The organism is Alphaproteobacteria bacterium (assembly GCA_015231795.1).
In the GTDB taxonomy this organism is placed as follows: Bacteria; Pseudomonadota; Alphaproteobacteria; order Rhodospirillales; family WMHbin7; genus WMHbin7.
This window is the reverse complement of the sequence record JADGAX010000003.1, coordinates 320611-340061: the sequence shown is the minus strand read 5'-3', so window position 1 is coordinate 340061 and position 19451 is coordinate 320611. Positions and strand designations below refer to the sequence as shown.

At 51.5% G+C, this 19451-nt stretch carries 15 protein-coding genes and 1 tRNA gene; 6 read left to right on the top strand and 10 right to left on the bottom strand.

Going from position 1 to position 19451, the window contains the following annotated elements; genetic code table 11:
- From HQL44_09305 to HQL44_09285, 5 genes are all read left to right on the top strand, one after another.
- Positions 1-723, top strand: a complete 723-nt coding sequence (locus HQL44_09305) for a hypothetical protein (GenBank protein ID MBF0268778.1) — start codon at positions 1-3, stop codon at positions 721-723.
- A 2-nt stretch (positions 724-725) separates the two neighbouring features.
- A complete protein-coding gene (locus HQL44_09300; protein ID MBF0268777.1) occupies positions 726-1271 on the top strand; it encodes a hypothetical protein in 546 nt (181 codons plus the stop codon).
- Positions 1272-1572: 301 nt separating this feature from the next.
- On the top strand, positions 1573-2778 hold the full coding sequence (locus tag HQL44_09295) for a restriction endonuclease (GenBank protein ID MBF0268776.1): 1206 nt from the start codon (positions 1573-1575) through the stop codon (positions 2776-2778).
- A 62-nt stretch (positions 2779-2840) separates the two neighbouring features.
- Positions 2841-6923 (top strand): hypothetical protein, encoded by a 4083-nt coding sequence (locus tag HQL44_09290; GenBank protein ID MBF0268775.1) that lies wholly within the window; start codon positions 2841-2843, stop codon positions 6921-6923.
- Positions 6916-8844, top strand: coding sequence for a hypothetical protein (locus HQL44_09285; protein ID MBF0268774.1), 1929 nt, complete (start codon positions 6916-6918; stop codon positions 8842-8844). The genes HQL44_09290 and HQL44_09285 overlap by 8 nt, the downstream gene beginning before the upstream one ends.
- Positions 8845-8862: 18 nt before the next feature.
- Here HQL44_09285 and HQL44_09280 read toward each other — a convergent pair whose 3' ends face one another.
- The 3 genes from HQL44_09280 to HQL44_09270 all read right to left on the bottom strand — a co-directional run bounded on the left by HQL44_09280 (position 8863) and on the right by HQL44_09270 (position 12052).
- Positions 8863-10719 (bottom strand): hypothetical protein, encoded by a 1857-nt coding sequence (locus HQL44_09280; protein MBF0268773.1) that lies wholly within the window; start codon positions 10717-10719, stop codon positions 8863-8865.
- 143 nt (positions 10720-10862) lie between these two features.
- Positions 10863-11867 (bottom strand): site-specific integrase, encoded by a 1005-nt coding sequence (locus tag HQL44_09275; protein ID MBF0268772.1) that lies wholly within the window; start codon positions 11865-11867, stop codon positions 10863-10865.
- A gap of 108 nt (positions 11868-11975) precedes the next feature.
- Positions 11976-12052, bottom strand: a tRNA-Arg gene (locus HQL44_09270).
- A gap of 293 nt (positions 12053-12345) precedes the next feature.
- On the opposite strand from HQL44_09270, the gene HQL44_09265 reads away from it, so the two are divergent.
- The gene (locus HQL44_09265; protein ID MBF0268771.1) at positions 12346-12768 is read left to right on the top strand and encodes a hemerythrin family protein; all 423 of its coding nucleotides are present in this window, start codon (positions 12346-12348) and stop codon (positions 12766-12768) included.
- On the opposite strand, the gene HQL44_09260 is transcribed toward HQL44_09265, so the two are convergent.
- From HQL44_09260 to HQL44_09230, 7 genes are all read right to left on the bottom strand, one after another.
- The gene (locus HQL44_09260) at positions 12761-13045 is read right to left on the bottom strand and encodes a cytochrome C oxidase subunit IV family protein (GenBank protein MBF0268770.1); all 285 of its coding nucleotides are present in this window, start codon (positions 13043-13045) and stop codon (positions 12761-12763) included. The two genes, HQL44_09265 and HQL44_09260, sit on opposite strands and share 8 nt — an antisense overlap.
- Before the next feature lie 11 nt (positions 13046-13056).
- Positions 13057-13635 carry a cytochrome c oxidase subunit 3 family protein gene (locus HQL44_09255; protein ID MBF0268769.1) on the bottom strand — a complete coding sequence of 193 codons (579 nt, stop codon included), beginning with the start codon at positions 13633-13635 and terminating at the stop codon, positions 13057-13059.
- A 9-nt stretch (positions 13636-13644) separates the two neighbouring features.
- Entirely contained in the window at positions 13645-15567 is a 1923-nt protein-coding gene (locus tag HQL44_09250) for a VWA domain-containing protein (GenBank protein ID MBF0268768.1), read from the bottom strand.
- Between the two features lie 17 nt (positions 15568-15584).
- Positions 15585-16412: a CbbQ/NirQ/NorQ/GpvN family protein gene (locus HQL44_09245; GenBank protein ID MBF0268767.1), complete on the bottom strand. Its 828-nt coding sequence runs from the start codon at positions 16410-16412 to the stop codon at positions 15585-15587.
- A gap of 109 nt (positions 16413-16521) precedes the next feature.
- Positions 16522-17865, bottom strand: coding sequence for a cbb3-type cytochrome c oxidase subunit I (locus HQL44_09240; GenBank protein MBF0268766.1), 1344 nt, complete (start codon positions 17863-17865; stop codon positions 16522-16524).
- 18 nt (positions 17866-17883) lie between these two features.
- A complete protein-coding gene (locus HQL44_09235; protein ID MBF0268765.1) occupies positions 17884-18333 on the bottom strand; it encodes a cytochrome c in 450 nt (149 codons plus the stop codon).
- A 231-nt stretch (positions 18334-18564) separates the two neighbouring features.
- A complete protein-coding gene (locus tag HQL44_09230; GenBank protein MBF0268764.1) occupies positions 18565-19317 on the bottom strand; it encodes a cyclic nucleotide-binding domain-containing protein in 753 nt (250 codons plus the stop codon).
- Positions 19318-19451 lie beyond the last annotated feature (134 nt).

The window sequence follows — 19451 nt, the reverse complement described above, 5'->3', positions numbered from 1 at the left end:
ATGAACGCGAATACCAAAGGAACGAAGCGCATCGTACTGGTACATGCAGACAAAGGCGGCTGCGGTAAGTCAACCGTTTCCAGAGCTTTGATCGATCACTTTATCCGCTTCAATGTTTCTGTCGATGCCTACGACAGCGATAAGCGGAATCCCGATCTAAGCCGTTTCTATGACAAGAAAGTCCCCATAACGCTAATCGATTTGTCGTCAAAGACGGCCTTCGATACACTGCTGGATAAGCTTTCGACGCGACAAAACAATGCGCTTGTCGATCTCGCTGCCGGTGCCGGCGATGCACTGAATGCACTTGTAAAAGGTGACATTCAATTGGCTGGGGCGCTTCAAGATTTGGGAGCACAGTTGACAATCGTGTTCGTTCTGAGCAGGTCACGCTCTTCACTTGCAGCACTGCGTCAGGCGCTGACAGACTTTGAAAGCGTCCCTGCGAATTGGATCATTGTGCGGAACACCTATTTTGGAGAAACCGAAAAGTTTGTTCGCTTTGCGAACAGTAACACCAGAGCGCAAGCCCAGGCCAGGGGAGCTATCGAAATCGACATGCCGGAATTGCTCGACGATTTGTTCGACGAGCTCGACCAAGCAAGCTTGCCGTTTTGTGATGCTGTGCAGTACGACAAACTTACATTCACGAATCGTCGGCGCATCATCACTTGGCTGGAAAAGTTTGATGCAGAGATCAACAAGGCGAAGGCATACCTGTAGCCATGATGTCGTCAAAGGCCGAGAAAGCGTTCGAGATTCGGTATCAACGAGCCGCTACAGATGCGGAGCGACTTCGACTGGTACGTATCAAGGATGCCCTCGGCCTTTCCGACGACGATCCTATATGGCTTATCTTCATTGCCTTAGGGCATTACCAAGCCCTATATGAAGCGATCCCTGCACGGATTGAAGAAGCCGCGAAAAGGGCATCTGCATTCCAACATAAGCGGGGCTTACGGTTCACGTTGCGCGATCTGATTGCCGCCGTTGCCCTTACCTGTGTGGTTATAGGCGGTGCGGCCCTTGGGCTGCACCAGATGAATAGCGAGCGCATAGCTTGGGCCGACATCGGCATATCAAGCCTGACTGATGTACAACTTCAGCGTCTTGGCATGATCATCCGCGAGGCACCTTACTGGTCGCAGGTGGCCGGGAATAACGGGGCCTCATGGCCCTGCATTTCCGAGCAGCAAGCCGATAGCCGGTTCACCATCGGCGGGCGTTCAACGCATACATGCACAATCGGCATCGGCAATCTGAAGCCTTGATCTGACATCCCCCACATATCATCGTCAAAAGTAACTTTGGATATCGTGCGTCCTTGGCGCATACATCCGTATGTCCCGCTATCGGCATATATTGATTTTCACAACTCAGAGGAGCAGGGTATGGAACGGCAAGCCGTTCCCCCCTGACCCGCCCCCTGACGGGGGTGCCGCAAGGCTGCCCCGCATGCTCCGCGCCCTGCGGGCTTGTGCGCTGTGGCGGGTGAATGCGGGTGGTGGGAAGGGAAATACAGCACAGTGAGATCAATAGAATGGAGTTCTTTATCTGAAAAGGCGGGAAATTATGGCTGCAAATGAATGGCACTCTAAAGGGTATATTAATCTGGATAACGACCCAAAGGGTCCATATGTGCTTGTAGATCTAACCGCGCAAGGCGAGCGACCAATATTGCAGTACGAGTTGCATGGCAAACTTCCTCCTAAGGGACGCCACTGGCGCATAAAAAAGGAAAGGGCTGAAGAACTGAGCGCGGACGGAAGGATATTCGCCCCTACCTCTGGTCAACCCAAATTAAAGAGATATCTTAGCGAGTCAAAGAAGGAGCTATCAGATTTTTTGCATGAACTGACTGAAAAATCGTATGACAAGGAAATTGATTTTATTCAGAGCGTGGTGCCTCGTATCGCTGAGATTCTAAATTACGACGAAAATCAGACATTTTATGAATATGGGGGGCGGTATCGAGCAGATGCCGTTCTATCTAAGTCAATTGAGACCAAGCCATGGGTTGTGCTTGAGCTAAAGAGGAAAATGCCTGCAAATCCCGGGGACGCAATTTACCAACTGCGCCGATATCTTGACGAATTTGGTTGCCACACCGGCGTTGTACTAACACCAAAATCGATAATTCATATATCAGGTAAGCACCAGAAACACTACGATCTACAAAGTCTGTCTGACGCAGAGGCTGAAGATCTTCTTAAGTCCATGGTGCGCGAAGCGCAGACAGAAACACTGACTGAGAAAGGAATTTCGGAAACTGAGTTGGTCAAGCTAATCGAAGCCGTTGAGGACGCAAAAGCGAGTAAAGAGAAGGGCGAGACGCTTGAAAAGTTGGCAGCGTATCTCTTTAACGCAACACCACCTCTGAGCTGTAAGTTCAACAATCTCAGAACTCGAAGCAGTGAAATCGATCTGGTAGTTGAATACGATAAGACCCAGAAAATGGTCCCACTGTTTGAGGAGATGGGGCGCTATTGTCTGGTTGAGTGCAAGAATTGGAGAAAGCCGGTTGGCGCTGCCAACGTACGCGATTTTCAAGGAAAACTAAGAAAATGCAAAGTTAGATTGGGCATTATCTTTTCAAAGAACGGCGTAACAGGGCAGGACTCTGGTGTGGACGCACTCCGCGAAATTAAAGCCATGTTCGACGCAGAAAATGCATATACCCTCGTCCTCTCTCTAGAAGACATACGCGGCATAACAGATGGAAACTCATTTATCGAGCTTCTTGACAGAAAAGCCTATGAATTGCGATTCGATATGTAACCACCGATAAGCACTTATCCTTCTCTCACTGCGTATCAGACTTCAATCAGGCGGCAAGTGTAATGGCATCAGTCGGCAGAAAATACACAGAAAGAGAAATTAAGCTGCTCTTTGGCCTAAGCGGCAATCAGTGCGCTCACCCTGACTGCACGAATCCAATTATTAGCTCTGCGACCCCAGAAAGTGATAAAGCAGTATTAGGTCAGATCTGCCATATATATGCGGCAGCAGATAATGGGCCTCGAGGAAAGCCAGGGCTTACTGAGGACGAACGTAATGGCCTCGACAATCTTATTCTGTTATGTGGGCATCACCACATACTGATAGACAAGCAGCATGAGACATACCCTGCAGAAACCTTAAAAAACTGGAAACAATCGCACGAAGCGAAGTTTCAGCAAGAAACTGCTGAGGCATTTAAGTGTCAGGCAGCAATCCAGCGTCATAAGTTTTTCCAACATATTTCTGACCAGCAGATTGAAGATGAGGTCGAGCGAATTCGTAAAGCTCGCTTTCTATCTGGCTTTTCAAGCCAGGAAGAGGCGACCCGACTTGCGATAATGGTCGAAGATGCTGATCTTTCGGGGGGCACTACTCTTGTGCGCGCAAAAGCCCTAGCACAATGTGCTCGCTATCTTTCTCTTAGTGACGTCAGTCGCTCTAGAGAGTTGCTTACAAAGTCGAGGCAGCTTGGAATTTGTGAAGAAGCACAAATTGCAGAAGCATTCATAATATCGACAACCGATAAGACCTCAGCTCTAAGGATGCTGGCATTAATTAACTCTCAAGCTGCACGCTCAGCAGCTTTGCGGATAGTGAGGCTTAGCGATGGCCAGAAAGAGGCAAATCTCTGGGTGCAAAGAGCGGATATTAAATTCTGTGATTTCGATTCAGAAGGAAAATATCTGCATTTAACTAACCTGCTTGAGACAGAGGAGTGGAATTATTCAGCTAAGCTAGCTGATCAAGTTGCGGAAAGCGATTTATCTGAGACCCCAATTCTGCTTTACGCAGTTGCATATGCAAAGCTATTACAGGCAGTTCCAGAACAAGATCGTACGCATCTGCTCTCCCAAGTTCCCTTTCAAGCCAGGGGTTTTCCACTTGCCGCAGATGAGATAGCTCTGAGCGCAAGACGAGAGGCTGCCTCATTGTTTACCCGCCTTTCTGATTTTGCCCAATTAATGGGCGTTGCCAAGGCTGCAAATCTCGCTTCTGACATGGCTCTTTGGTTAAAACTTCGAGATCCTGCTGCCCATTTGCAGGGACTAGAGGAACTGCGCGCAAGCATGCGCAATTATGACCAGTCTTTGCGCCGGGTAAATTTAGCTCTTCAGTTTGGAATTGATTTGGATGCTGATGCAATCGAGCAAGAAATAGAGCGACGTATCGCACTCTCAGGAAAGGGAGGGGCTGATGAGGCCTATGCCCGCCTCTCTTTAGTATTTGCCCAGGATGGGCCGAGTAAGGCGGCTGATTACATAGCGCTTCACCGAGAGCTGCTCTATGAGCATCTCCAGAAACGCTCAATTCAAATGATAGAAATTGAACTTCATTGCCAATGTGGCAAAGTCCAAAGCGCAAAGGATATGCTTGCCGTTGCAACAGCAGATGGATTGAGTGACAAAGATCAGCAGAGGCTATTGAGAATTATTGCTGAAGCAGAAGGTGCAGATCCAGCTTCAGAGAGAAAGAGAATGTTTGAGGAAACCGGCGAGATTCGCGACCTCACTAACCTCGTGCGATTTCTGGAAGAGCAGAATAATTGGTATGAGCTTCATAAGTATGGTGAGCTGCTGTTCGAGAAAACACGGGCCATTGAAGATTTTATGCCGGTCGTAAGATCACTTGAAATGACATCCCAACACGCAAGACTTTTTGAGCAATTATCAAAACATAGAAACTTAATTAAACAATCGGTCGAACTAAAAAGACTTTGGGCATGGTCACTTTTTCGTGAGGGGCATTTTGATGAAGCGTCTGCTGTCCTTAATAAAATTTCAGCTGACCGTGATGATGCAAATGACAGACAATTAAGAGTTAACATTGCAATCTCAACTGGCCGCTGGGATGAGCTTGTAGAGTTTACAAACAGCGAGTGGAACCGGCGCGCACATCGTAGTGCAAATGAAATGTTGTCTGCGGGACAGCTAGCCCAAAGTATGAATGCACCGCATGCATTCGAATTTATCAAATACGCTGCCGAACTTGCACCAGACAATCCAAATATTCTCGCCAGCGCATATTTTATCTCAGTTCAAGCTGGGTGGGAGCAAACGCAAGCTGTTAGTGAATGGCTCACGCGCGCTGCTGAATTATCCGGTGAGGATGGTCCGATTAAGTCTGTGTCGATGCACGAAATTGTCAACTTAAAGCCGAATTGGGATAAACACGAAGAGCGCATATGGAAGCAGTTGAATGATGGAGGCATCCCCGCAATTGGGGCGGCACGTCTGCTAAACAGGTCGCTGATAGAATTCCTAATTCTTCAGTCACTTGCCAATAAGGAAGAGCGCGATCCACGTCGTCGAAGCAATCTTTTCGCCTTCAGTGGTGCGCGACAGGATGCTCAACCAAATAAATTTGATTCCCTTGGAGTTGACATCGGCACAATCATAACTCTGGCACGATTGGAACTTCTTGAGGAGTTTATAACAACTTATAAGGCAATATTTATTCCGGCGTCTATGTTTGGCTGGCTATTCAGCGAACGTCAACGTGCCATGTTTCATCAGCCAAGCAAATTCAAAGATGCCCACCTTATTAGTAAGCTTGTTACAAACGGTTCACTCAAAATTCTGCAACGCCCACTACAGCGGGATCTTTCACTTATAAAGGAGGTTGGTACAGAGCTCGCAGATCTTTTAGTAACGGCTAGGGACAAAACTATCGGTGAGAGTGCCACTAGACGATACGTCATACGTTCCTCACCAGTTCACAAGGCTGGCTCGCTAATGGCTGAGGAGGCCGAGCTTTCAAACTTTTATGAACATCTGTGTAGTTGCCAAACATTGATAGCAAAGCTTCGGTCTAAGGGGGCGCTAACTCTAGAGGAGGAAAGGCAAGCTCTCTCGTATCTGAAACTTCATGAGCGTAAATGGCCAAGCGAGCCCGAGATAGTTGATGGAGCGGAGCTATATCTTGATGGCCTTTCAATTACATATTTAATGGCGACAAACACGCTACACAAGCTTAAGTCGATTGGATTGGTGCCATATATTCTCGAGGATGAACTTACGCAGTCCAGTCGACTTATCGAGCTTGAAGGGCTTGCTCAGACGCAAAATGACTTGATTGAGTCCATTAGATACAATTTGTCGCGCGGCATGAATGACGGCCGTGTTTTTGCTGTCAGAGCGCGTGTCTCTGATGAGAATGATGAAGTTAGCATGCAGCCTGTGCTCGGAGTATTACGACTTGATGCATCGGTGGACGCGTTTGCTGTCGAAGATCGATGCATTAATCGACATATGTTTGTGCAGTTCGAGAACCACAGCACACCAATCTTAACAAGCTTAGATATTGTTGATGATTTATCGCGCAGAAAAGTCATAACGATAGAAAAGCTGTTTGCATGCAGAACACTCATGCTTATGTCTGGTTATCAACTCATGCCACTTCGTGCTGATGAGCTTACATATCATATCGAGAATGCTGCAGTTGAAAACAGCATCCTCCAGGAAACCGCTGAGCTTAGAGCAATTCGCGAGTCATTTCTGAAGGTGCAGATGAGTAAGATGCTCCAGATCCCTCTTGAGGTGCCTTGGCTACTAAGAAACAAGAATGTTATTGTTCAAACCTTAAAGCATGTCTGGACGACTGTACCTGATAAGCAACGAGCATCTGCAATTTCAAAGTGGCTGTTTGGTCTGCTTGATATTAGGGGGTTCGCTGCGTCTGCAACTGGGAACAAGCACTCATTCCCCCATAGCGCATATGCCTCGAACCTTCTTGGTGTAATTGTTTCGGTCTTAGACATGCCACATGATAAGCGTGATGCCTTTGTTGATTGGATTGAAGAAAACATTGTTGATGATCTAAAGAGCTTTCACCCTGAGACGTTCGCTCTGCTAGTTTCATACTCGCGTGAGCTTATGTTGCAGCTGGCACGCGACATGGCGAAGGATTTAGCAAGCCATGACTAAAGATGCATATATTTTCAGGTCAGCAGTAATCGCAGCAATCGATCAACTCCCTAAATTTTTACGTGACCCTATCATTTCCGACTCAAATCATGAGAATAAATTGGGCGTGATTGTTGAGGTTGATGCGGTTCTAGCTTTTGGTGATAGCGGAATTTCCTTTCAAAGATCAAACGTCCTCGATGCAGTCAGAAAATGCTTTGCTAGCGAAAGTGAAGTTTTAGATACAACAGGCCACTCTTGGCGTGTTGAATTTGAGACTAATGTCGAGCGTCCAACAATATCCTTGACCCAAAATCAAACAAGATTCTCAGTTCCGCATCTTTTGCTTCTATCTCCCAACACAGAGACACGTCTAAATGCCTTTTGTGCAGAAGTCGGCAGAGTGAATTTACCGAGAACGTCCGCGGAGAGATGGAGCGATTTGCTAAGAGCTAGAGCCCCCAGTGATGATGAGCTCAACGACATACACGACGACCTTAACAACACCCCAGTATCAATTGCGTCACTGATTCAAGATGGCATGCATTCTGGAGCGACACTAATAAGCACATTAGTCCCTAACTCCCTTGACTATTTTGATCGGCTGATTGGCCCATATGGTGATGAACAGACGCTAGAGGATTATGTCGAACGGGTAGCGCCAACGCACATGGCTGAACTAATCAAATGGCGGCCGTTTGAGGGGTATCTTTTTTCATTGCTGCTAACTGCGCACCCAAAGCTTTGTACGCTTCTGGATTCACTCATGCATGACGATGCGGAGCTATTAAGGTGTTACACTTGGTTGCTAACTGAAGGTGATATCCTTTCGTGCTCCTCAGCGATAGAAGCTGGAGTTGTTAGATCAGAAACAACCCACGAATTGATTGGACCCCTTAAACAGCTTGTTGGGTCAATGTTTTCAGCACTCGCCACAGACAAAGGGAAGCCAATTTTTGAACAATTTTCAAACATCATAATTTTTGTCTATGGACAAATTGCAGCCTCACGCTTGCTTGCGTCAAGGCCACCATACTGGCGCAAATTGGCTGCCATCGCCCAAGCAGCACTAATTTCTAGGTGTATCAAATCAACAGGCGCTGATGCCTCAAATTTTTCTCAGTGGGCACTAAGCGCAAGAGGGCACTTCTATCTGATGCAGGGGTATATTGATCTTCAAGTTGAGCCAAGATGGCAGCCAGAGCTGATTCTTCCTGACCAACTTAGAAACGAGCTTGTTGGTAGGATTGTTTACGCTGGCCTTAATAATGACGCTGCGATTAAAGCTGCTAAGCTAAATGGGCTTGTTACTGATGATACCGATGGCAGTCTTAGAAAATTTGTTGACCTTGCTCTAGCGGCTCAGCCAGGCCCTTTAGAGGGTGGAGGTGTCGCTTTGATGGAACTGCCTTATGAGAAGGCGGAGAACATTTCTTTGGGGCTGCAGGAAGCTGATATCACCGCGATGTCGCTTCTCGATCTTGTAAACTTTGCGCTTGTTTTTCGCATCTCGGATGAGCTTGTGAGCGCAGCAGCAGAGACAATTGCAGGTTTAGACTATCAGCTAGAGAGTGATGGAGATAAGAATCTTTTAGTTCACGTTCTTGTTGGTCTGGCGGCAATAGCGGCTACATATCGTCATCACAAGCTTGCAGACTGCCTATTCATCCTTCTCAGGAAATGCAGGCGTTTCTTTCCGGAGCAATTGGACGTGGATAGCTCATTTCGTGTTGCTATGGTTGCCTGTGCAAGTCGCTCTGACTTGCAGGGGTGGTCTGAATGCGTTGGGAGCTGTATGAATGATCTTGCGTTCAATGATATCTCTAATGAGGATGCTCAAAGACTACACGCGCACATTAGCACCCTTTGTGCGCTTGCTCCGGAATTATGGGCCTCTTGTGGCTCATCAGTTGCTGCGCTGCGGTCTGTATTTGAAAGGTAGGTTTTCTATGTCTACGCTTCAAAGCTTGCTAACGTAATCATCAATTTGCCCTCGATCACGAATGTATCTGTCAAAGACTAATTCTGTCCCTGAAACGTTTGCCCTGCATTGTTCTCGCTTAAGACCAGCATACATTAGAGAGGCTTGAAGAGGGGACCTGACGTGGTTAAAAAAGGCATCGTTAAATGAGTGCTTGTCTTCGTAGGCTTCAATAGTTTTAAGAGGCAGGCCATCCCCAATCGCTACGCCTGTTTTCAATTTCCCATCACGTACAAATGAGATTAGAGACATCAAATCAATGATGGGCACTCCATCATATTGGGCTCCTGCAAAAAACTTTTCGCTGGTTATGACCATTCCGAATATCTCAAACTCTTTGCAATTCAAGTGTGCCAGCAATTCATCCCTTATCCCTTCAACGCGCTTAATTCTTGTCTTAACCTGACGCACGCCTTCCATAATCGCCTTTTTTGCGTGATAGAATTCTCTTGGCCCAGCGATATGCGTTATACTCTTCACGTCTGCGATGATAAGTGTGCTTCCTAGCCTTGCAAAAAAGTCAGTTTCATATTTCTTATGCCCAATAAGCTTATAGATGGGGTGATCGCGCTCGAGAATCTCCAGGTCAGCTGCATAGGGGTTTAATCGACTGAACCCTACAATTTGCTTAAATGCCTTCTTTTCAAAGATATGCCCTCGTTCTTTCCGAAGTTGCATGTTGGCGACAAGCAGGTGAAGAAAGCGCAAGGGACTTATTGATAGTACCGAAGGATACAAAATCTGGATGTGGGTGTTATCAACTGGCAGCAGGGGGCGTGACCAAACCCCATCGACTGCCTCGACGCTTAATGTCAGGTAATCAACGGCTTTGCGGGCTTTTTGTACGGTTATGCCAAGGCATTCTTGTATCATCTTAATTAAATCAGACTTCCTAAATTCGGCTAAAGTTAGTTCAGACTGAGGATTTCTTAGAACCACATCACACAGAGAGTGGATAACGTCCCAAGCAAAGGCAATTTGCTGGCCGTCTGCACCTAACGTCTCAAAAAGATATTCCGATTCAATGCGCTTTCGTTGGCTTAACAAGCGTGAACGGAAAGGATCGTTGCAAACAAAATCGAAGCTGAAATATGGCCTATTCCCGTTGTTCTCCACAGCTACAATAACTTTGTACGGAGCAAAATGCATAATGATGTCAATCGGCATTCTGGTGCTTTCTCTTACCCCCCACATCTCATTGTCACAGTCAAGTAGTGTGGTTACGCATCTACGCTGATTGAACTCTTCCACATTTCCGTTATCAGATTTTACTTCGATGTGATTTTCCTTAATGACAACGGTTGCATTCAGAAAGAGGCGTTTTTCAAAACAGAACCGCAGTACGGTTATCTGCTGTAGATGATGTAAGACCGCATACCCGAGAGGTCTGTCACTTGAGGCGTAGGAATCAGGGAGGTCAATTTTGACGCTTATTGCCTTCATTTCCTTGCGAAGTTTAAAGTATAGGTCAGAAATTGAGTCTGATAAGTCCTCATATGACAACGCAGTTCCTTTAAATGGATCAACATATTCTTCGTCATATTGAGGCATGCCTTGTGCTGCCCGCCTCATGAATTCGTAGTTAGCAGCTGCAACCGTCTCTCTAAAAAGATGAGCGGGATGTGAGAGCTGCTTTGATAGGTTCTCGATTTCTTGCCAGTGCTTCGAGCACATCGACCCAAATGTGACGCCAGCTTCCATTAAAGAAACAGAAGTGTCTTCATCACCTGCATCTCTGAAATAACTTCTCCACACAGTCTCGTTCCAGTGGGCATGGTAGGGAAGGGCATACTTCCCCCCCCTGTTATCTCTTATCTCATCAATAAAATTTTGCATTGCTCTCTCCAATCTCAGTGGTGGGAGATATATGCACCTACGTTACCCCAACTTCTCACGCAGCTTCTCGGCCAGCAGGTGCGTATAGCGCATGGCCATGTGCATGGTCTTGTGGCCGATATCTGCTACGACCTCAGCAACAACTACCCCAACTCCTTCGCCAAATCCTCAGCCCTGAGATTTGTATATCGCTTAAGCGACTGAAGATCCTTGTGGCCGGTAACTGCGGCGACTTTCATCACGTTCCAGCCCCGCTCAAAAAGCCTGCTGGTGGCTTCGTGGCGCAGATCGTGGAAGCGAAGATGGCTAAGCCCAGCGCGATCCCTCGCCCGCTCGAAGCCCTGTTTCAGTGCTTCTGCTGTGATGAGCAGAATATCGCCCGATAGCGCCCGTGGAAGCGCCTTCAAGGTTGCTATTGCCGTAGGCGAAAGCGGCACCTCACGAGGCACCGGCTTGCCTCTTTCCGTCTCCTGGACCTTGATCACCTTGCGATCAAAATCCACGTCTTCCCAGCGCAAAGAAAGCAAGGCACCTCGCCGCATAGCCGTTTCCAAGGCCAGGATGACCGCAGGCGCTAGCCAGGGGTTCTTTGATTCCCGGCAGGCCTCAAGCAGCTTTTCCTGATCGCCATGCCTAAGCCTGGTGTCACGGGCATCCCGAACGATGGGGCGGCGAACATCGGACACCGGGTTCTCGATCATGCCGTGGCTTTTGCGAACAAACTCGATCACGCAATGGAGCATACCCAGCTCCCGCTTCACGGAGCCGGGGGAGACTTCCTTCAAACGACGGTCCCGGTATTGCTCGAAGTGCCGAGTGGTCAGTGCCGCCAGGGAATGCACAACCAGCTTGGGATCGTCGCGCAGAATTTTCTTCAGGCGCAGGGCCTCTTCCTTGCCGCCCTTATGCGTCGGGGCAACCTCTTCGATATAGCGCTCGATGACATCCTTCAATGTGGTCTGCTCGGCCTTGGAGCGGTCCACATAGACGTGGCGGACCATCTCGGACTCGATGATCACGGCCCGAGCCTCAGCATCGACCTTTCTATCGAAGGTCTCGACAACGAGGGGATAGCCCCTCTTCCTCACCCGAACCTGCCAGCCGATCAACTGGCCATCTCGGTTTTTGCGTGGAAGAACCGATGCCATGCTCCAATCTCCTTTGCCCAAGTGGAGCGCAATTGGAGCGCAAAGTATATATGACCCTCCAGACCCAGCCAGGAGATTTTATAATGCATTGATTTTATTGGAGAAATTTGGCGCAGCCGACGGGATTCGAACCCATGACCCCTGCCTTCGGAGGGCAGTACTCTATCCAGCTGAGCTACGGCTGCGCGGGCCCCAATAGGGACGGGCGCAACTTAGCCTAAAGGTGCCCGGCTTGCAAACGGTCTCCTGGGGCGAGCGTCTCACACCAATAACATCGTTGAATAACAATGCGCTAGCAGAGCAAACGCCATCATGCGCTTGCATGCCTGCTCATTCGCGTCACGCCTTGGCATACCCCTTTATGACGACTATATAGGTTATAACTTATCGCTGGATGCTTGAAGGCGCTGTCCGGTTCGCAAGTGAGGGGTACGCATGCTTGGCGACCCGCCCCACGAAAGAAAATGAAGAAGTGCGCATGGCTGAGAATAGTCCACCACAATTGATCGAATGGGATGATTCCCTTCTGGTCGGCGAACCGACGATCGACGATCAGCACAGAATATTGGCGGATCAATTGAACCTCCTACATGCCAGCCTGATTAGCCGCACGCAATTGGATGAGGTGGTCGCGCTATTGAAGGCCGTCCTTCAACATATCGAAATTCACTTCGCCTATGAAGAACGGCTAATGACGGCCATTGGCTACAAAAACATGAACTCGCATCTGGCCTTGCATGCGCATCTGCTGGAGGATCTTCGAAGCGTCATCCGCGACGTGGCGTCGCGCCGCTACGAGGAACTGGAAGAGTTGCTGGAGAATTATTTGAAATTCTGGCTGCTTGATCACATTCAGCATGTCGACAAGCCGCTGGGGCAGGAATTGAAAAAGGTCAATTGATTTGGCGGGCAGCGGCGTAACCGGCCAGCAGAAGCAACAAGATGCCCAAGAGAAACGCCATGAAGAATCCCCGCCAGCCGGGTGTGGACGATTTCAAATTCAAGAACACCATCAGCACGAGACGCGTTTTGAAGAAGGTGACGGCCAGCAGAACCACCACCCAGGCGATGCCCAGCGATCCGGGGTCTTGAACGCCCGCCCTTCCACTGAACAAGGAAAGAGCGGTCAGCCCCATCAGAATCAGCCATGTCTGGAAAAGCAACCTGTGCGTGGGCATCAATCCTCTCCCTAGCGAATCAGATAGACCAACGGATAAAGAATGATCCAGATCAGATCGACCATGTGCCAGAAGGCCGTGCCGGTTTCCATATTCTCAAGACTGTTGTGCACGCCGACAATGGCCAGGATGATCAGCCCCAGCACCACATGCAGCATGTGAAAGCCGGTCATTAAAAAAAACAAGGTGAAGAACGTGTTCGTTTCAAGGCCGATTCCCTGTTCGATCTTGTCGCCATATTCGATGGCCTTGATGATCAGGAAAACGCTGCCTACGCCCATGGCGCCAGCCAGCCAGCGGCGCGACGCGCCGATCTTGTCTTCCGCCCGCAATCTGACGGCCTGCGCAGCCAGATAGCCCGACGTGATCAAAACCATCGTATTCAGCCCGCCCAACAACCGGTCGAGTTGCAGTTGCGAGTCATTGAACATTTGCGGGTCAAGCGCTCGGGCCACGATGTAACCCAGAAAGAAAGCGCCGAAGACCAGCAGTTCGGAAATGATCAGCACCCAGATCAGGGGATTGCCTGGCAGTGCATCCAAAGCACCCCAGCCTTTCTCCTCGTGCAGACTTGTGTCTAGTTGCGACATGGCGCGCCATCACCCCACAAGCTGACGATAGATTTTTGGCAAGGCGGCAGGCAGGCGGCCGATATGTCCCACGATGTGGTAGGAACCGCGCCCAAAGATATGCGGGAAATAGTCCTGCGCCTTGCGATCGACCGTGATGCCGAACACCGCGGCGCCGGCGCGCCTGCTTTCCTGAACGGCGCGGCGCGTATCTTCCACGCCGTATCGGCCTTCATAATGGTCGGCGTCGTTCGGCTTGCCGTCGGTCAGTACGACCAGCAAGCGGTGGCGATGGGGCTGCTGGTTGAGAATCTCGGTGGCGTGGCGGATGGCGGCGCCGATCCTGGTGTAATAACCAGGCTTCAATGCCGCGATGCGCTTCAACACCAGATCTGACAAAGGCTCTTGGAATCCTTTGACGGTTTCGATACGCACATGGTCGCGCTTGCGCGACGTGAAGGTCATAATCGCATGGCTGTCGCCGCAAGCCTCCAGCCCATGGGTCAGGATGGTCAAGGCTTCCTTCTCGACATCCAGAACGCGGCGGTTCTCAACCCAGCTGTCCGTGGACAAGGAGACATCGACCAGAAACATCACAGCCATGTCGCGCGCCGCGTTGCGGGCGTCCAGATAGACATTGGCGTTCTCGGTGCCGCCCGCCGCCTTGTCGCACCTGAAGCGCACCATGGCGTCCATATCGATATCGTTGCCGTCCGGCTGGCGACGAAAGACCTCGCGTTTGGGACGCAGTGCTTCGAATTGGCGGCGCACCTGACGAATGCGCTGGCTGGCGGCGGCGTCGGGTTTCCACAGCTCGCCTTCTTCCTTGGCCGTTCCTTGCAAGACCGCGCAGTAATCTTGCAAATATGACTGACGGCGCCAATCCCATTCCGGATAGGTCAGCTTGGCCTGAATAGGCGTTGGATCGACGGCGTCGATCCCCAGATCGAGATCCAGCTTCAGCTTGGAGGCAGCCTTGCGTTCGTGGGTGGTGACGGTGATCTCGTCGATCTCCTCCGCCGCCTTTCTGGCTTCCTCTTCGTCGTCATCGTCAATTGGACGACTGACATTGATCATCATGGCCAAGGAAAGGATTTTCTCGAAGGGATTGAGGGCCAGCGGGTCCTTGCGGTCCGCCTGATCATAGCGTTCGCGCTTGGCCTTTCGCTTCTTGCTCTCTTCCTCCTCTTCCTTCGCACCCTGTTCTATCTCGTTGTTGTCAAGGCGCAAGATGGGGACGGTGTTGACGATCTCTCCCCACAAAGGCACCGGAAGAAAAGATCGGTAACTGGACGGGCTTGGAAGCGTGAACGCCTGCCCGCCTTCGACAATCGCCCAACATTCCCTTGCTTTGGCCTTGTCCGGCGGATTGCCGCTTAGCAGGCCCATCACCACCGCCTCGACGGCCGCCTCCATGCGCGGCAAACGTCTAACGGGACGCGCCGCCAAAGCCGCCTCGCATAAACGCGCATGTAGCGGTTTCAGTCCAGGCAATGCGTCAAGGGCGCGCTTCGTCGTCTCCCTGGCTCGGCGCAGGAACACAAGATCAGCGACCAAAGGATTTGCATTTTCAACAGGAGAATATGGAGCGGCATGCGCAAAAAACGCCGCCAGCCATATATACAGATCGCGATTCAGAGCGCGGTCTGGAAATAGATCGATGCAGGCAGGCAGCGTCAGCAGTTGCGTATCCAAGGTTGGCCTGCTCAACCGCTCGGCTTGCATGCCCAAACGTTGGCGAAACGTCAAACGATGGCCGGAATTGCTGTCGCCGCTGCCCGCCAGTTGAATGCCGCGACTGCCGCCCAACGCCCGGAAAAACACCGCCAGCATGGGCCGAATGCCGTTCAGCAAGACGGCTTCGTCGGGATAATGGGCATAGCTTGCCGCATTGCCGACCAAACGATGCCAGTGCCTGCCTACGAATTCTTCCGGGTCGAGCAGATCATGCAAGGACACGCCAAATTCCTTTAGCCCAGTGTGACGGCGACCACTTCAAGCAGAGCCGCCTTGATGTCAGGCTCGTCGGTCAGCGGCTCGATCATGGCCGACAGTATGGCGTCAGAAGGCTTCATGCCGGACTGGATCAAAGTGGCGCAATAGACCAGCAGACGCGTGGAAACGCCTTCCTCCAGGTCTTGTCCCTTCAAGTCGCGCAGACGGCGCGCCAAACGAACCAGCGGCTCGCATCGCTCTTCGGCCAAGCCGCTTTCCTTGGAAACGATGGCGATCTCTGCCGCCTCGGGCGGAAAGCCGAATTCGATGGCCAGGAAACGTTGACGCGTCGAAGGCTTCAGGCTTTTCAGAATGTTCTGATATCCCGGATTGTAAGATACGACCAACATGAATTCAGGGGGAGCCTCGATCAGTTCGCCCGTGCGCTCCAACGGAAGCAGGCGCCGGTCATCGGTCAAGGGATGCAGCACCACCGTGACGTCCTTCCTGGCCTCGACAACCTCGTCAAGATAACAGATTCCGCCCGAACGAACGGCGCGGGTCAAAGGCCCATCGGCCCAAACCGTATCACCGCCCTTCAACAAATAGCGGCCCGTCAAATCGGCTGCCGTCAAATCGTCGTGACAGGACACCGTATAGAGCGGGCGGCCCATTCTGGCCGCCATATGGGCGACGAAGCGGGTTTTTCCGCAACCGGTCGGCCCTTTCAGCAACAAGGGCAGGCGGTGCTTGTAGGCACGCTCGAACAAGGCGCATTCGCCGCCCATCGGCACATAATAGGGAACACCCCCGTCAGCATGAAAAGTGGTCGCGTCTTTCGCAGCGGAAAGGTTGACAGGCATAAGAATCTCCAACGATACGCAGGTCACGAAGCCTGGAAAAAAATGGCCGGCAGCCGAGATTGGTCAGCTGCCGGCCCTCAGATTTCCGGATAATTCCGCTCTCCGGAAATTACTCCGCCGCCTGCAGGGCAGCGGAAGAGCTCTTCTTGGCGCCGCCCGGCATGATCAGCGACCACACCAGCAAAAGCACGCCAATCAGCACAACGACGCCAGCGCCCAGACGCATCCAGTAGAAAAGCGCCATCTGGTCCTGCACGTCCATGAAATTCATGCCCAGCACGCGTTGCAGATGGGTTTGCACCACACCGGCAAAAGTCAACGTGAAGGTCATGAACGAAACGCCTGCCGATATGATCCAGAAGCTCCACATGTTGAGCAACTGGTTATATGGCTCGCGCTTCAGAAGGTATGGCAACGCATAGGTCATCATCGCGACATTGACCATGACATAGGCCCCGTAGAAGGCCAGATGGCCGTGCGCCGCCGTGATCTGCGTGCCGTGCGTATAGTAGTTGATCGGAGCCAAGGTGTGCATGAAACCCCACACGCCGGCGCCGAAGAAGGCGAACACCGAACAGCCCAAGGACCAAAGCAAGGCTGCCTTGTTGGGATGTTCGCGGCCGCCCTTCCACACCATGTAGAAGGTGAAGACCACCAGGGCGAAGAACGGCAGGACTTCCAGCGTCGAGAAGACCGAGCCGATCCACTGCCAGTAGCCTGGCGTGCCGATCCAGTAGTAATGGTGCCCCGTGCCCAACAGGCCGGTGAACAGGGTCAGGCTGATGATGATGTAAAGCCACTTTTCGACCACTTCGCGATCGACGCCGGTCATCTTGATCATCAAGAAGGCCAGGATGGAAGCCATCACCAATTCCCACACGCCCTCGACCCACAGATGCACGACCCACCACCAGAAGGTCTTGTCGAGCACCAGATTGGACGGATTGTAGAAGGCGAACAGGAAGAAGACGGCAACGCCCCACAGGGCCAGCAGCAGAACGCTGGCCACGGCGGTCTTGCGCCCCTTCAACACTGTCATCGACAGGTTGTAGAGGAACATCAAGGCCACGATGACGATGCCGACTTTAATCGGCAAGGGCTGTTCCAGGAACTCTCTGCCCTCATGGATGCCGAACAGATAACCGACGACGGCGGCTCCGGCGGCCACGAAGAACAGCCAGAACTGGATGATGGCCAGCATGGGGCTGTGCAGTTCGGTTTCCGTTTCCTCGGGGATAAGATAGTAGGCGGCCCCCATGAATCCCATCAGCAGCCACACGATCAGTGCGTTCGTGTGAATCATGCGGATGATGTTGAACGGAATAAGAGTGGATAGGAAGTTCGGCTCGACATAGACGTAGCCCGCCAGCACCCCGAACAGAACCTGGGCGATGAACAGAACCAGGGCTCCGGCAAAGTAGTAGAGCGAGACTTTTTGTGATGCATATTTCATAGCGCTTTTCCTTCTTGCTTAGCCCGCAATATTCGGCGGCCAGTTCTGCGTCTTGATTCGGCTGGTCCAGCGCAGGAAATCGATGACATCGTCGGTTTCCTGTGCGGTCAGATGGAATTGCGGCATCTGACGACGACCCGGCGCCCCTGAGGGCTGGGCCTGGAACCAAGCCCTGAAGGCCTCGCGGGTTCCTTCGGCATCAGCATCGCCGCCGAAGCGGACCCAGACATTGCCAAGTTCAGGCGCGAAGTAAGCCCCCTCGCCCAACAATGTATGGCAATTGATGCAGGCGTTCTTTTCCCACACATGCTTGCCGCGTACGACAGACTCACTCAGTCCTGCAACATCCGAAGATGTGCTGACATAGGTAACGCTGTGCGCCACCAAGCCGATCAGCATCAGAAAGAAAAATATTGTGCCGCCATAGAAGATGTTTCTTGCGGCGGTTTTTGACAGGCGCTCGCTCATATTCCCCTCGCCATTTAGCCAGTCTTAAAGGTCACGCGGGCTGCCCGAACGCAGGCGGAAGACAGCATCCTTAAAGCGGACACCCGCAAATACTGGAGTAAATGACTTTGGAATTAAAAAATTTGACCTTGGTCAACCATTCGCCAGTTGCTTTGGAATCGAGGCAAGAATCAGCCCCCTACAGACGCAGGGCGGCAGAATCGGCGCTCGAATGAAACGTTGATCGCAAGATTAGCGGGAAGAGACGCAGCTTTTGTCCGAAGTGTCGGGTTCGTCTTCCTCGACATTGCAAAAGGAGCGCAAGGCAGCCATGTCGTCGATCACAACCTGACGGCCCTGGCATTGGACCCCCACTTCGCGAAGTCGGGTCAGCGCGCGCGACAGGCTTTCCGGCGTAATCCCGATGCGCCCAGCCACCAACCCCTTGTCGTCGGGAAGTTCGACATTTGCCGGACCTTCCGTTTCGCTGGTCAGTGACAGGATATAGCAGCCCAGACGCTGGCCGGGCGATTTCATCTTCAACTGGCCGATCTGACGCACCAGCCTGCGATAATGCCGGGACAGCGAAGCCAGAAGTTTGAAGGACAAATCCGGCGAGCGCGACAGTTCGGCAATGAAGGAACTTGCCGGAACATGAACCAGCTTGGCGTCGGCAATCACTTCGGCGCCAACGGGAAAGCGCTTGGACAGAAAGGTTGCCGCCTCGCCGAAGGAGTGGCCGCCTCCGAAAACCTCGACCACGCCCTGATCTCCGGCCTCGGTGGTTTTGAACAGCTTGACCGTTCCTTCAAGGACGACATAGAAGCGGTCAGCCGGGTCGCCCTGGGAAAACAGAAGGGCGCCCTTGGGATGCGAGCGGACGATCGCCCCCTTCAACAGGCGCTGCACTTCATCGAGCGTCAGATCGGAAAACAGATCGACGTGGCTGACCGCTTCGTAATCCTCGGTCTTCAGACTGCTCAGGATCGTTCCCGTAGACTGCACCGCAAGCGCTCCATTTCCGCGCCACCTGCTTATCTCTCTGTTTCTTTTCCAGATGTTACGATAAGTTCAGGCGCCGCCAACCGGCAAATTATCGCCAAGCTGCGGGAGAATAGAAAGACAAATCGGGGGGGCAA

What these genes read in the sequence shown, in the direction of transcription:
- HQL44_09300 (MBF0268777.1), top strand. Translation starts at nt 726, where the DNA reads ATGATGTCGTCAAAGGCCGAGAAAGCGTTCGAGATTCGGTATCAACGA.
- HQL44_09275 (MBF0268772.1), bottom strand. Translation starts at nt 11,867, where the DNA reads ATGGCATCGGTTCTTCCACGCAAAAACCGAGATGGCCAGTTGATCGGC.
- HQL44_09280 (MBF0268773.1), bottom strand. Translation starts at nt 10,719, where the DNA reads ATGCAAAATTTTATTGATGAGATAAGAGATAACAGGGGGGGGAAGTAT.
- HQL44_09265 (MBF0268771.1), top strand. Translation starts at nt 12,346, where the DNA reads ATGGCTGAGAATAGTCCACCACAATTGATCGAATGGGATGATTCCCTT.
- HQL44_09290 (MBF0268775.1), top strand. Translation starts at nt 2,841, where the DNA reads ATGGCATCAGTCGGCAGAAAATACACAGAAAGAGAAATTAAGCTGCTC.
- HQL44_09260 (MBF0268770.1), bottom strand. Translation starts at nt 13,045, where the DNA reads ATGCCCACGCACAGGTTGCTTTTCCAGACATGGCTGATTCTGATGGGG.
- HQL44_09235 (MBF0268765.1), bottom strand. Translation starts at nt 18,333, where the DNA reads ATGAGCGAGCGCCTGTCAAAAACCGCCGCAAGAAACATCTTCTATGGC.
- HQL44_09240 (MBF0268766.1), bottom strand. Translation starts at nt 17,865, where the DNA reads ATGAAATATGCATCACAAAAAGTCTCGCTCTACTACTTTGCCGGAGCC.
- HQL44_09285 (MBF0268774.1), top strand. Translation starts at nt 6,916, where the DNA reads ATGACTAAAGATGCATATATTTTCAGGTCAGCAGTAATCGCAGCAATC.
- HQL44_09255 (MBF0268769.1), bottom strand. Translation starts at nt 13,635, where the DNA reads ATGTCGCAACTAGACACAAGTCTGCACGAGGAGAAAGGCTGGGGTGCT.
- HQL44_09305 (MBF0268778.1), top strand. Translation starts at nt 1, where the DNA reads ATGAACGCGAATACCAAAGGAACGAAGCGCATCGTACTGGTACATGCA.
- HQL44_09295 (MBF0268776.1), top strand. Translation starts at nt 1,573, where the DNA reads ATGGCTGCAAATGAATGGCACTCTAAAGGGTATATTAATCTGGATAAC.
- HQL44_09245 (MBF0268767.1), bottom strand. Translation starts at nt 16,412, where the DNA reads ATGCCTGTCAACCTTTCCGCTGCGAAAGACGCGACCACTTTTCATGCT.